This is a genomic window from Marinoscillum sp. (genome assembly GCF_965229915.1).
GTDB lineage: Bacteria > Bacteroidota > Bacteroidia > Cytophagales > Cyclobacteriaceae > Marinoscillum.
This window is the reverse complement of sequence record NZ_CBDDJZ010000001.1, coordinates 4,318,454-4,331,764: the sequence shown is the minus strand read 5'-3', so window position 1 is coordinate 4,331,764 and position 13,311 is coordinate 4,318,454. Positions and strand designations below refer to the sequence as shown.

Annotated in this window: 8 protein-coding genes; 6 read left to right on the top strand and 2 right to left on the bottom strand. The window is 43.6% G+C overall.

Translation table 11 applies throughout. The annotated features are described in order from the left end of the window. Positions 1-17: 17 nt before the first annotated feature. The gene (locus ACO067_RS18395) at positions 18-3,260 is read right to left on the bottom strand and encodes a SusC/RagA family TonB-linked outer membrane protein (protein WP_421876765.1); all 3,243 of its coding nucleotides are present in this window, start codon (positions 3,258-3,260) and stop codon (positions 18-20) included. 543 nt (positions 3,261-3,803) lie between these two features. Between ACO067_RS18395 and ACO067_RS18390 the strand changes: the two genes are divergently transcribed. Both ACO067_RS18390 and ACO067_RS18385 read left to right on the top strand, forming a co-directional pair. Next, positions 3,804-5,420: a glycoside hydrolase 43 family protein gene (locus tag ACO067_RS18390; RefSeq protein WP_421876762.1), complete on the top strand. Its 1,617-nt coding sequence runs from the start codon at positions 3,804-3,806 to the stop codon at positions 5,418-5,420. Then, the gene (locus tag ACO067_RS18385; protein WP_421876759.1) at positions 5,417-6,373 is read left to right on the top strand and encodes a pectinesterase family protein; all 957 of its coding nucleotides are present in this window, start codon (positions 5,417-5,419) and stop codon (positions 6,371-6,373) included. The genes ACO067_RS18390 and ACO067_RS18385 overlap by 4 nt, the downstream gene beginning before the upstream one ends. Here ACO067_RS18385 and ACO067_RS18380 read toward each other — a convergent pair. Next, complete coding sequence (locus tag ACO067_RS18380) at positions 6,370-7,563, bottom strand: DUF4861 family protein (RefSeq protein WP_421876756.1); 1,194 nt, start codon at positions 7,561-7,563, stop codon at positions 6,370-6,372. The two genes, ACO067_RS18385 and ACO067_RS18380, sit on opposite strands and share 4 nt — an antisense overlap. A 269-nt stretch (positions 7,564-7,832) precedes the next feature. Here ACO067_RS18380 and ACO067_RS18375 point away from each other — a divergent pair, with 269 nt between their 5' ends. The 4 genes from ACO067_RS18375 (at position 7,833) to ACO067_RS18360 (ending at position 13,247) form a co-directional block, all read left to right on the top strand. Beyond that, entirely contained in the window at positions 7,833-8,870 is a 1,038-nt protein-coding gene (locus tag ACO067_RS18375) for a LacI family DNA-binding transcriptional regulator (protein ID WP_421876753.1), read from the top strand. A 115-nt stretch (positions 8,871-8,985) separates the two neighbouring features. Beyond that, entirely contained in the window at positions 8,986-10,380 is a 1,395-nt protein-coding gene (locus ACO067_RS18370; protein WP_421876750.1) for a tagaturonate reductase, read from the top strand. Positions 10,381-10,383: 3 nt separating this feature from the next. Next, positions 10,384-12,036, top strand: coding sequence for a UxaA family hydrolase (locus ACO067_RS18365; protein ID WP_421876748.1), 1,653 nt, complete (start codon positions 10,384-10,386; stop codon positions 12,034-12,036). Positions 12,037-12,053: 17 nt separating this feature from the next. Then, on the top strand, positions 12,054-13,247 hold the full coding sequence (locus ACO067_RS18360) for a glycoside hydrolase family 88/105 protein (protein ID WP_421876745.1): 1,194 nt from the start codon (positions 12,054-12,056) through the stop codon (positions 13,245-13,247). The last annotated feature ends 64 nt before the right edge of the window (positions 13,248-13,311 follow it).

Here is a 13,311-nt window from a genome sequence, read left to right as displayed (position 1 = left end):
TGTTCGATCAGTTTGGATTAAAAAGTAAGATTCATACCCACGGTAAACTGTCTACTTCTCGGGTAGGCAGAATAATCAACTCCGGGAGTCAATGGAGTACGTCTTCTAGTAGAAACCTCCGGATCATAACCAGAGTAGTCTGTAAGAATAAACAGGTTATACCCTGTCACATAGAATCTTAGATTCTCGATTCGTGCCCGCTCCACCAAATTCTTCGGTAGACTGTAGCCCAAAGTCAACGTATTGAGTCTAAGGAATGACCCATCCTCTACTGCCCAGTCGCTAAATACGTAGCGATCCATAAATGGACTCCACATGGTGGTATTGGCATTTACTGCTGCCAACTGAGCTGGGTCCGTGATCAACCTACCAGTGTTCCAATCGATATTGGTCCATCGCTCACCACCTTCTTGAATATCGATCAGGTTACGGTACTGGTTGTTTTGATTGGCGGAAGTAAACTCGATCTTGTTCGCATTGTAAATGTCATTGCCATAGCTCCAGTTAAAGGCAGCTGTCAGGTCAAACCCATAGGCATATCCGTTAATCACGAAACCTCCAGTATGAACCGGATTCGCATTACCAATCACTTTTCGATCTTCCAGACTGATGGTGTCATTTCCGTCGAGATCTCTCAGCTTCATCATACCGGGTCTAGGAGTTAAAATACCCTCAGAAGTAACCACTCCTTCTTTGAGGATCCACTCGCCTGAGGCGGCATCATATCGCTCAAAATCATCTACTTCGTAGCGACCATCAGACACATATCCATACATCAGACCTACAGGATCTCCTACGCGAGCTACATAATCACTTGGAATCTGGGTAGAAGCCCAGTTAGTGGTAACAGATTGTCCTTCTATCATATCCAGGCTACCAAGAGACTTGATCGTGTTTTGATTGAACGCAATATTGAAATTCACATTCACTCCATAGTCTTTCTTATCCAAAGGAATCAAGCCTAAAGAAAGCTCCACTCCTTTATTTTCGGTCTCACCGATGTTTCTATACTGATCTTCGTAACCCCCAGATCCAATTGGAAAACGTACCAACAGGTCTCCGGTATTGTTTTGGTAAAGCTCTACCGTACCATTCACCCTTCCCTCGATCAGACCAAAGTCCACACCGATATTCTTGGTTTCGGTGGTCTCCCATCTCAAATCAGGATTAGCCAAAGTGGAAGAAGGTGCCCAGTAGCTGTTTATATTGTTGATATAATTGGTCGAACTAGAGAAGTAAGCCTGCACGGTTTGTGCGGTTGGGATGTTGTTGTTACCTGCTATACCGTAGCTAGCTCGTAACTTCAATAGGTTCATCCAACTGGAAGTGCCTGACATGAAGCTTTCTTCAGTGATCTTCCAACCGGCAGAAACTGATGGAAAAAAGCCCCAAACATTGTCTCCGAGGAATCTACTGGAGCCATCAGCCCGGTATACAGCAGAAAATAAGTACTTGTCATTCAGATCATAGTTCAACCGCGTAAAGAAGGACAAAAGCTTATCGTCTGCATTTTGGAAATTATCCGCATAAATAGAAGTTCCCTGGGTAGTCAGTTTAAAAGCTTCATCAGACCCAAAGAGTACAGGATAGCCTTGAATTTCATATTCCAGTTGTCCTGACTGACTGAAGAGTACTTCCTGTCCCAGCATAAGTTTCAGACTCTGATTGCTAGTTTCCAGGATGTCATAATTCAACAGGTTGGTGCTTCTAAGTCGCACCTCTTTTCGATCTCTAAAAACCGCCGAGGGCTGATTAGGAAATGCAGGAGATCGATCCCGAGCTTTGTAGGTTGTTACACCATAGAATCGATTGTCCTGGTAGTAGTAATTATCTACTGTAAAGGATGTAGTAAACTGTAAAGGGTCAATGATCTGCCATGCAAAGCTTCCATTGATGTTATAGTTTTTGCGTTTCTGCAACCGGTTATTGTCCCAGGTAGCACGGATAGGGTTAACCAAATCACCTGCGGTTTGCTGATCCGTATTAGTGGACAAACTGACACCAGAAATAGGAATAGGAGCATAAGCAACCGCGTGCTTCAACCTGGAATCTGCTGAAGATACTTCGTTTTGCTCGTTGGCACCACCACCATTAATCTCTGTATCTGAGTATCTAAGCGAGAAATTAAGATCTATCTTATCATTCGGCTTGTTATTAAACTTTAAGGTAATGTTGTTTCTCACATAATTGGAACCAATCATGATTGCCTTATCGTCAAACCTGGCGAAGTTGGCAGAATAGTTGAATTTCTCACTACCTCCACGAATACTCAGGTCATTGCTAAATGAGGTACCTGTACGACCATAGATTTGTCTCTGCCAGTCATTGGCTGGCTGTCCTGCATAAAGGTCTATGTCACTGAATAATCCGAAATAGTCTTCATAAGACGACAAATCTGGAGTACCATCTTCATTTTCTCCATCCGAGTCTAAAACGGCATATTCGTATTGCCATCTCACGTAATCCTGTGGATCGAGTACATCTAGCGTTTTAGCAATTTTCTTTACAGCGAAAAAGGAATTGTAATTAACCGAAACCTTTCCTTCTGATCCACTCTTGGTGGTTATGATCACGACTCCATTAGCCCCTCTGGAACCATAGATGGCAGTAGAAGAGGCATCTTTCAATACATCAATTGATTTAATATCTGAAGGTGACAGGTCGGAAATGGTATTGACTGGAAATCCGTCCACAATGAATAGCGGTGAGCTACTCTGTGTCAATGAAGCTCCCCCTCGTACTCTTATTCTCACCTCTGCATCGGGAGAACCTTCTGTAGTGGTGATCTGAACACCAGCCAATCGGCCAGTTAGTGACTCTGCTACGGTAGATACAGGCACTTTCTTCAGTGCGTCTCCAGTTACGGAAACCACTGATCCTGTTAGGTTGGATTTCTTTTGGGTACCATACCCTACCACCACTACCTCATCTAGAGCCTGAACATCTACCTCCATTGGAACGTTGATGGTTGACTTACCAGCCACTGGTATGGTTTGGGTAGCATAGCCAACGAAACTGAATATTAAACTCGCACCATCCGGGACATTCACCCGGTAGGAACCGTCTATATCGGTAATGGTACCCTCTGAAGTTCCTGCCACTACTACGCTCACCCCGGGTAAACCTTCTCCGGTTGCTTTATCAGTGACAGTCCCGGTCACAGCACTTTGTGCCATGGCGCTGGTTATAGTGACAAGACCCATTACTACAGCAAATAGCCCCTGCAACCATAATTCGCGAATACTGATTTTAGTACACATAATTCATCTTGTTATAGGTTAGTCGATCTTAATTATAAGTCAATGAGATTTGACTCGAAGCACAGTTTATGTGTAATCGATTGCACTCTGCTACATAAAAAATGCTCTCCTCACTCTCGGTAAGTCCATTTTTTTGTTTCGAAGGGTCAAAGTTCATCATAGTCTTCATCATTTTATGTCAAAAAAGTTTCTCTAAACAAATCAATTATCCTGATAAATCCGAATAATTCAATTACAAATTATGCAATGAAATCTTATTTCGGCTATTAATAAATTAGCTAATCATCATCATACAATCGATTTCATTGTAATTTTATCAATCATTTATGAAATCAATTAAAACAGACAACGCAATTCAAACGAAACGTTGCAATCATTTTTTTTCTATTACAGGACAGAGCATGACACCCTCGACTGTCTTTTCCTGCTGAATGATCAGTTTTGAGACCAGGAGTTAGACACGTTTTAGCCAATTCTTCTTTTATAATCTTTGATTTTGTGCTATCCTTTGCACAATATTCCTTTCATGCAAGTAACTCCTAAATGAAGACAACTAGATATTCCTTTATGATAGCTTTGGTGGCCACAGGATTAACCCTATCCGGCCAAACTTCTGCTGTCTGGTCTCCAGACAATGGTGACGGCACTTATACCAATCCGATCATTCATGCTGATTACTCTGATCCAGACATTTGCAGATCAGGTGATGATTTCTACATGACTTCTTCATCTTTTAACTCTGTACCTGGATTACCGATTCTACACTCCACAGATCTGGTGAATTGGGAAATCATCAACTACGCTGTGCCTTCATTCCCTGGCAGCTATTATGACACACCTCAGCACGGCAATGGTGTTTGGGCCCCCTGTCTTAGATATCACGAGGGCACATTCTATATCTATTGGGGAGATCCTGACAGAGGCATATACATGGTGAAAACACAAGACCCTGCAGGTGAATGGTCTGTTCCAGTACTGGTCAAGAAAGCTTATGGCAATATTGATCCGAGCCCGTTGTGGGATGATGATGGTAAGGTGTACATGGTACATGCCTTTGCACACAGCAGAGCTGGGATTAAGAGCACCCTGCAGGTGGTGGAGCTCACTCCCGAAGGTGATGAGATATTGGATAAAGGAGTCATTGTGTTTGACGGGCATGCCAATCATGAAACCATAGAGGGACCTAAATTTTATAAACGCAACGGATACTATTACATATTCGCTCCGGCAGGTGGTGTGCCTACGGGATGGCAACTGATCCTGCGATCTAGAGATGTTTATGGTCCATATGAAGAAAAGATCGTACTGGCGCAGGGCAATACGGACATCAATGGTCCACATCAAGGCGGCATGGTGGAGCTAGATAATGGTGAAACCTGGTTTGTGCATTTTCAAGATAAAGAGGCCTATGGAAGAGTGGTCCACCTGGAGCCTGTTAAGTGGATTGACAATTGGCCTGTCATGGGTAGAGATCCGGATGGAGATGGCACAGGAGAACCAGTCATTACTTATCAAAAACCCGGCCTGCCAAAATCCAAAACCACCAACCCGGTGGAAACTGACGAATTTAACGAACCAAACCTGGGACTTCAATGGCAGTGGAATGCCAATCCACAGCCGGGCTGGTATGACCTGAAATCGAACAATGGATTTTTAAGACTAAACGCCAAGTCTGCTCCAGATCAAGCCACTAACCTCTGGATGCAGCCTAATTTGATTTTACAGAAATTCCCGGCACCCGCTTTTCGTAACACGGTGAAACTAGATGCTTTCAATCTTAAAGCCGGTGAAGAAACTGGACTAATCATTTTTGGTAGAGATTACGCCTCTCTAGTGGTGAAAAAATCCACTAAAGGATATTATCTAGAGCAGCGTGTTAGCTCGAATGCAGATAAGAATCTGCCTGAAGCGGTTAATAAATCGATGAGTTTGACCTCACCCACTGTGTACCTTCGATCAGAAACCAGAGAGGGAGGCATGACTACCTTCCATTACAGCCTGGATGGTCAAAAATTCACCAAAATCGGAAAGGAATTTGTAGCTCGAGAAGGTAAGTGGGTTGGTGCTAAAAGTGGGTTGTATGCCCTCAAGGATAAAGAAACCGGAACGAGTGGCTATGCATTATACGATTGGTTTACTGTAGATAATTTAGCTAAATGAAAAAGCACGCACTCATAATTCTAACCATAATATGTAGTAGTAGTTTATCCGCTCAGTATGCCACACAGATTACTGTGGACCAATCAGGACATGGAGACTTTACCTCCATACAAGAGGCGATCAATGCCACTAAAGCCTTTCCCGAAAAGGACATCACCATCTATATCAAAAACGGCACCTATCGAGAAAAAGTCACTATTTATGCCTGGAATAATCGTCTTTCATTGATTGGCGAAAGCAAGCTTGGGACTAAAATCATCTGGGATGATCACTTCAGTCAAATTAACCTGGGTAGGAACAGTACCTTTCACACCTATACCTTAAAGGTGGAAGCCAATGATGTGACACTCAAAAACCTAACCATCACCAATGATGCTGGCCCGGTGGGTCAGGCGGTAGCATTGCATCTGACCGGAGATCGAATCAAGGTACTTAACTGTCAAATTCATGGTAATCAAGACACACTGTATGTAGCCGGTGAAGGGCTCAGACAGTATTTTAAAGGATGTAGCATATCAGGCACTACTGATTTTATTTTCGGAGCGGCTACAGCCGTTTTCGATTCATGCATCATTGTCTCCAAGTCCAATTCATATGTGACCGCAGCAAGCACTCCAAAAACCAGCCCATTTGGCCTGGTGTTCATGAATTGTGATATCATAAAGTTAGAGTTTCAACCGAATATGGTCGATCAAGTGTACCTTGGACGGCCCTGGCGCAGTTACGCTAAAACAGCCTTTATCAATTGCTATCTGGATGACCATATTGCTCCGGCAGGTTGGGATAACTGGGGGTCCGTCGAAAAAGAAGCTACTGTAACTTACATAGAGTACGGCTCCAAAGGTCCGGGAGCGAAAGATTCGGATCGGGTCAAATGGTCTCGTACCTTGACCAAAAAGGAAGCAGCCAGCTATACACTAAGCAACATTTTTGGAAACTGGATCCCTGATTAATTTGATACTGTTACCTCTAGTGGTTGATTCAACTTATTGGCTTCCGCTCTCAATAGAACCATGAATTCATCCATTGACTTGATCGCGCTGGTACCTTTTTCCCAAACAGCCATGAAGTGATAAACCACCTCTTTATCTGGCCGGAATAGTGCCACATGACTACCCGCTCCGTCTTTGACATCCTTTAAAGAATTATTCTCGAGGATTACCGCAAGGCCCATGTTGTCATTGTTCAAACTAAAATTGCCAAAGCTAGCCAGTATTCGATAGTCACCCACCACCTCATCTATATAGTCCTCACCTTTATTGGCTACTATACCCGTACAAAAGTTATCGATTGGATTGCTAAACGTGAGCTTGTGAGACGTAAGCGCGGAACCTGCTTCTATACCAATGACTGAGGCAAGGTCTGTAGGAGTACCACCATCACTCCATCCATAGTATCTAGTAGTAATCTCCGATTTTAATAATCCATTTTCTGTAATGGCACACGTCACAGAATCAGTCTGCTTGAATCTGTAAAGCGTATCATTGGCATATCTCCCAATAGAACCAACGCCGAGTGTGCTACCTACTTTGAGCAAGTCCATTCCCCAGTCACCTAACTCGTGGTAAGAGTCAAAACCATCCTGACCAACTTGCTGAAGCACCGGCTCTGGTGTTAATTTCCCAAAAACATCCATTCCATTTCGCCAATCCAGGTAAAACCGATAGGCCATTTTATCCGATTCCCAGCCGGGTCCTTCATAACGAATGTAATAGGTATGATCAGTGTGCTGCTCAGGCACTCTCAAATAGTCCACATTTTTAAATTCACCACCTTCATATTCTTTGTTGGTCCATTGCCCTCCTACCTTTATGGATAATTCCGCCTGTGTCAGCTTATCTTTCACTTGTTTCTCGTTAATACCAATCAAAAGTTCTTTTGCCTCGTTGGCATTTAAACTCACTAAAACACGTAGCCTTTCTGCTTTACCATCCTTATCGATATCTACCCATTCTGATGGTAACGGTTCGCCTTCAAGTGAAACCGTAAGGTTATCGCTCACTGGTGTCTCCCAATCCAGTTCAACCACTTCGTGTCTAGGTATATCAGATAAATTGGTGACAGTCATGGTCTGACTTCTATCTGAGGTGCAGGCAACCGCACAGACGATTAGAAAGTAGATGGGAAGTAGTTCGCGTTTCATGGTTTCAAGGGTTAGTGAATGGAAACATATCAATTTCCTTGGGAATTTAGTGGTTTCATAACAAATGCGCAATCGTTTACACTTATTTAAATATCAAAAGGAATGACAGGAATTTGCTTTTTTCACAAATTATTGACTAATATAGGCGCATCTATTGCGAATGAATCAGAACAAGTCACCTACTTCTCTACATAATTTGAGCAATCCATTACGCAAAATGGACTAAATTTAGTTCGTATCTTCACCATTATTGCACAAACTACAGAAGCTTGAAAGGTAAAAAAACCACCATACATGAGATCGCCAAAGCACTGAATACAACTGCCTCTACAGTGTCTCGGGCATTGAATAATAACCCGAGAATAAGCGAAGACACTCGAAACAAAGTCATCAAGATGGCTCAGAAGCTAGGCTATGAGCCCAATACCATGGCTGCCTCATTGCGAAGAGGGCATTCAAAAATAATTGGAATCATAGTACCGTATGCCGATCGGATATTTTTCTCCTCTGTGATCCGCGGCATTGAAGAGGAAGTAAAGAAATCCGGGTACAACGTCATCATCTGTCAATCCTATGAGAAACTGGAAAACGAAATTGATGATGTGAACGCACTGATGGCAGCTCAGGTCGCAGGTGTTATCATTTCTATCTCCAGAGAAACCAACCAATACGACCACCTAAAAAAAGTAATGAGCAAGGAAAAGCCCCTTGTTCTTTTTGACAGAACATCAGAAGCACTCAATACCTCCTCCGTAGCAATAGATGACTTTCAAGGCGCCTATTCCTCTGTAAACCACCTAATTGACAATGGCTACAGACGAATCGCCTTTTTCTCTGGCAATAAAAAAGTGAGTATTTTCAGAGAGCGTTTCAGAGGCTATCAGGCAGCCATGCGTGATCACAACTTACCAGTACCTGAAGAATACATCATCGAAGTACCTAGTGATGTGGAGCAAGGAAAAGCCGTCACCGAAGAACTCATGAAGCTTCCGAATCCACCGGATGCTATCTTTTCGTCATCAGACTTTTCAGCACTCGGCGCCATCAAATGGCTAACAGAAAACAACTATTCAGTACCTGGAGATGTCGGGGTGATTGGATTTGGTAATGACCCGTTCACGCAGTACCTGGAGCCCACCATGACCTCTGTAGATCAGAAAAGTAAAGACATGGGAATTACCGCAGCACAGGTCTTTTTAGAACAGCTGGAAGGTAAAAACTCGGTGCATCGTAAGGTGCTCCTCTCACCGCAGTTGATTATCCGGGCGTCTTCTCAAAAACAACCTTTAAAAAAAGCAGCGGTATAATTTTTGGCTTTGAAAAGTAATTCCAGAAATTTTCGGTAGAATTGCGCAATCGTTTACGCAAAATTGTTTACATTCACTATCAGCCCCGTGAATGTGTACCTAAAAATGAATGAAAATGACAAAGCAAGAGTTTCCAACAAAGGTGATTCAATTTGGTGAAGGAAACTTCCTGAGAGCCTTTGTGGACTGGATGATTGATATACTGAACGAAAAAAATGCTTTTAATGGAAGTGTAGCTGTTGTTCAACCACTGGAAAATGGATTGGTACAAATGCTAGCTGAACAAAACTGCCACTACCATCATGTGAGACAAGGACTGGAAGGAGGTCAGAAAATTGATGAAATCAGAAAGATCACCTCCATCTCCAAAGCAGTTAACCCTTACAAAGACACACGTTCATATTTTGAGCTAGCAGAGGCTCCGGAAGTTCAGCTAGTATTCTCCAATACCACTGAAGCAGGCATTGTCTTTGACGAAAAGGATCAACCTACTGATGGCCAGATAGCCTCATCTTTCCCTGGCAAACTTACCCAGCTACTAAAGCAGCGATTCGACCATTTTAATGCAGATGAATCCAAAGGTCTGGCTGTTGTTCCATGTGAGCTTATTGAACAAAATGGAACCAAACTGAAGCAGTGTGTCAACCAATATATTCAATTGTGGGGATTAGGTGGAGCATTTCAAAACTGGGTAGATAACTCCTGTTCGTTTGCCAATACCCTGGTAGACCGTATTGTACCGGGTTATCCCAAAGAGGAAATTGAAACACTACTGGACCGTATAGGTGAGCTAGATAAATTAGTGGTTAAGTCAGAAGCCTTTCACCTTTTTGTGATACAGGCAGAAGACTATGTGAAAGAGCTTTTCCCTGCGCATCAACATGGTCTAAATGTTAAATATGTATCAGATATCACACCCTATCGGACTCAAAAGGTGCGCATTCTGAACGGTGCACATACCTCTATGGTACCGATAGGATTGCTTTACGGTTTAGAAACCGTCAGTGAAACCATCGATGATCCGGAAACTGGCAAATTGATCAATGAATTGATATATGATGAAATCGTTCCAACCATCTCCATTCCGGGAGAAGACCCAAAAGAATTTGCCGATGCAGTAATCAATAGGTTTCAGAACCCTTTTATCCGGCATGAATTGATCAGCATCTCTCTCAATTCAATATCCAAATTCAAAGTGAGAGTATTGCCAACATTTAAAGATTACCTGAAACATACAGGTGAACTTCCCAAACGAATGACCTTCTCCCTGGCCTGTTTGCTTAAACTGTATACCTCTGGTCAGTTTGACTTGAAGGATGATCAGAACATTCTAAACTTCTTCGACACCATCAAGGTATTAAATACGGATACCCTCGTACAAAAGGCACTCTCCAACTCTGAATTATGGGGTGAGGATCTGACGTCTATTGAGGGATTAACCGAGCAGGTGATCGAACATTTCGAATCCATCTCTTCCTCCGCCATGAAGGAAGCGATATACAACATTTAACTTATGATGCGACAAGTAATAACCATAAATGATGGTGATGATTTAGCTGTGGCTCTTGCAGATTTACCCGAAGGAACCACTGTAGAAGTAAATGGTCGGACCATTGAACTCAAGCATTCCATCACAGCCAAGCACAAGTTTGCCTTAAAGGACTTTGAAGAAAACGATGAAGTACACATGTACGGTGTGGTGGTAGGGCAGGCAAAGAGCCGCATAACCACTGGAGAGGCCATTACTACGGCCAACCTAGGGCACAAGTCGGAATCATTTAGTGCAGATAAAAACAGTGACTATCAATGGCAAGCTCCAGATATCGGTCGCTGGCAAGAGTTGACTTTTGACGGATACCATCGCAAAGATGGACAGGTGGGCACCGCCAACTACTGGCTGGTGTTTCCTCTTGTGTTCTGTGAAAACAGAAACATCGAAACGATCAAAAAGGCCTTTAACAAAGCTCTGGGTTTTGAAAAAGAAGACCCATATGTTCACCTGGTCAATGATCTGGTATCTCAGTATGAAACTGGCGAGCTAAAAGATGGCACGTCATTCACCGTAGAGTCTGCAACTGAGACTAAAAGTAAGCCTCGTGTGTTCGAAAACATAGATGGCTTAAGGTTCCTCACTCACCAGGGTGGATGTGGAGGTACCCGACAGGATGCAGAAGTGCTCTGTAGACTGCTCTCCGGTTATATCAACAATCCCAACGTGGCAGGAGCCACTGTACTGAGTTTGGGTTGTCAAAATGCACAGATCCAGATGTTTAAGGATGCCATGAATTCGGTGAATCCGAACATGGACAAACCAGTTATCATCCTGGACCAGCAGGAAATGGGCACCGAAAAAGATCTGGTCAAAGCGTCTATCACTAAAACCTTTGTGGCACTGGTGGAAGCCAATCAGCAAACACGCCAGCCTGCACCGCTCAGCAAGCTGACCATTGGGCTGGAATGTGGAGGTTCTGATGGCTTCTCCGGGATTTCGGCCAATCCATCAATCGGATATACTAGCGATCTGGTGGTAGCATTGGGCGGTAAAGCTATCCTGTCAGAGTTTCCAGAGCTGTGCGGTGTGGAGCAAGAGCTCATCAACCGCATGGAAGACAGCAAAAAAGCCGAGAAGTTTGTTGACATCATGCGACGCTATGAGCAATCCGCTGTAGAGGCAGGCTCTGGGTTTGATATGAACCCATCTCCCGGTAATATCAAAGACGGATTGATTACAGATGCCATGAAATCAGCGGGAGCAGCTAAAAAAGGTGGAACTTCACCGGTAACTGATGTTTTGGACTATACCGAATATGCGAATAGACCGGGCTTGAACTTATTATGTACACCGGGTAATGATGTAGAATCCACAACAGGACTTGCTGGCTCTGGTGCGAATATCATCTTATTCACCACCGGATTGGGTACACCAACAGGCAATCCAGTCACGCCTGTTCTGAAAGTGAGCTCCAATAGTAAACTTGCCGAAAAGATGCCTGATATCATTGATATCGATACTGGAGCTGTCATCCGGGGAGAAAAATCCATCGAGCAAATGGGTGCAGAAATCCTGGACTTTATCATAGAGATAGCTAGTGGCAGAAAAACCTCCAAGGCCATGGATCTGGAGCAATACGACTTCATACCATGGAAGAGAGGAGTTTCGCTCTGATGAAAACCAATAGCAACATGATCCGAAAAATCATCACTTTAACCATTGCAGTAGTAATACTGGCTGGCTGTAGCCAACAAAAGAGAGAAGAACAAAAAAGTGCTTCAGAGGCACCTATTTATGTACAAATGGCTGATTCTGAGATGAAGAGGACGCCAGACCCCAGGTTGCTCGATTTTCGTGACAAACCGAAATGGGAGTACACCAATGGGTTGATCCTCCTCTCGTTTTACAAGGTTTGGAAAGAGACTGGTGAGGAACGATTTCTTGATTATGGGAAAGCCTATATGGACTCCATGATCACTGCGGATGGCCAGATCAAAACCTATAAACTTACGGACTACAATATTGACCGGGTCAATCCTGGAAAATTCCTCATTCTGTTGAATCAAGTGGACCCAAAGCCAAAGTATGATTCTGCCATTCAGACGTTAAGAAGGCAAATGATAAACCATCCACGAACGTCCGAAGGTGGATTTTGGCACAAGAAACGCTATGAACACCAGATGTGGCTTGATGGCTTGTATATGGGTAGTCCATTCCTGGCTCAATATGCGGCTACTTATGATGAACCCGAGCTCTTTGATGATGTGGTCAAACAGTTCGAGCTAATCGACAAATACGCTTATAATCCACAAAAGCAACTGTACTATCATGGATGGGATGAGAGCAAGTCTCAACAGTGGGCCGACCCGGAAACGGGCCTTTCCCCAGAGTTTTGGGGGCGGGCCATGGGCTGGTTAGCTATGGCGGTGGTGGATGCGCTGGATTATTTTCCAGTGGATCATCCTAAAAGAGATACGCTTATTCACATCGCACAAAAAGTAGCGGCAGGTATCAAAAGACGTCAGGATGCTGAATCCGGTGTGTGGTACCAGGTGTTGGATAAGGGAAATGAGGATGGTAATTATTTGGAAGCTTCTTGCTCCAGCATGTTTGTGTATTTCCTGGCCAAGGCACTGAAAAACGGCTACATCGATCCCTCCTACCAGAAAGTAGCTGAGACAGGTTATCAAGGGATTTTAAAGGAATTCATTCGTCAAAACGAGGACGGAACTGTCAGTCTGATCAAGGTATGTGGAGTTGCAGGGTTGGGTGGCGACCCCTATCGAGACGGTACCTACGACTATTATGTCAACGAGATTATTCGCGACAATGACCCTAAAGGCGTAGGCCCATTTATCATGGCAGCTCTTCTAATGGAAGAATAAATTGTTTCTCATATTCCATAAGTTTGGTTAATTCTGCACCCCTCACGAAATGTGTGGGGTGTTT

Coding starts and splice junctions, on each gene's coding strand:
- ACO067_RS18395 (WP_421876765.1), bottom strand. CDS start 3,260: ATGTGTACTAAAATCAGTATTCGCGAATTATGGTTGCAGGGGCTATTT.
- ACO067_RS18380 (WP_421876756.1), bottom strand. CDS start 7,563: ATGAAACGCGAACTACTTCCCATCTACTTTCTAATCGTCTGTGCGGTT.
- ACO067_RS18390 (WP_421876762.1), top strand. CDS start 3,804: ATGAAGACAACTAGATATTCCTTTATGATAGCTTTGGTGGCCACAGGA.
- ACO067_RS18370 (WP_421876750.1), top strand. CDS start 8,986: ATGACAAAGCAAGAGTTTCCAACAAAGGTGATTCAATTTGGTGAAGGA.
- ACO067_RS18360 (WP_421876745.1), top strand. CDS start 12,054: ATGATCCGAAAAATCATCACTTTAACCATTGCAGTAGTAATACTGGCT.
- ACO067_RS18365 (WP_421876748.1), top strand. CDS start 10,384: ATGATGCGACAAGTAATAACCATAAATGATGGTGATGATTTAGCTGTG.
- ACO067_RS18385 (WP_421876759.1), top strand. CDS start 5,417: ATGAAAAAGCACGCACTCATAATTCTAACCATAATATGTAGTAGTAGT.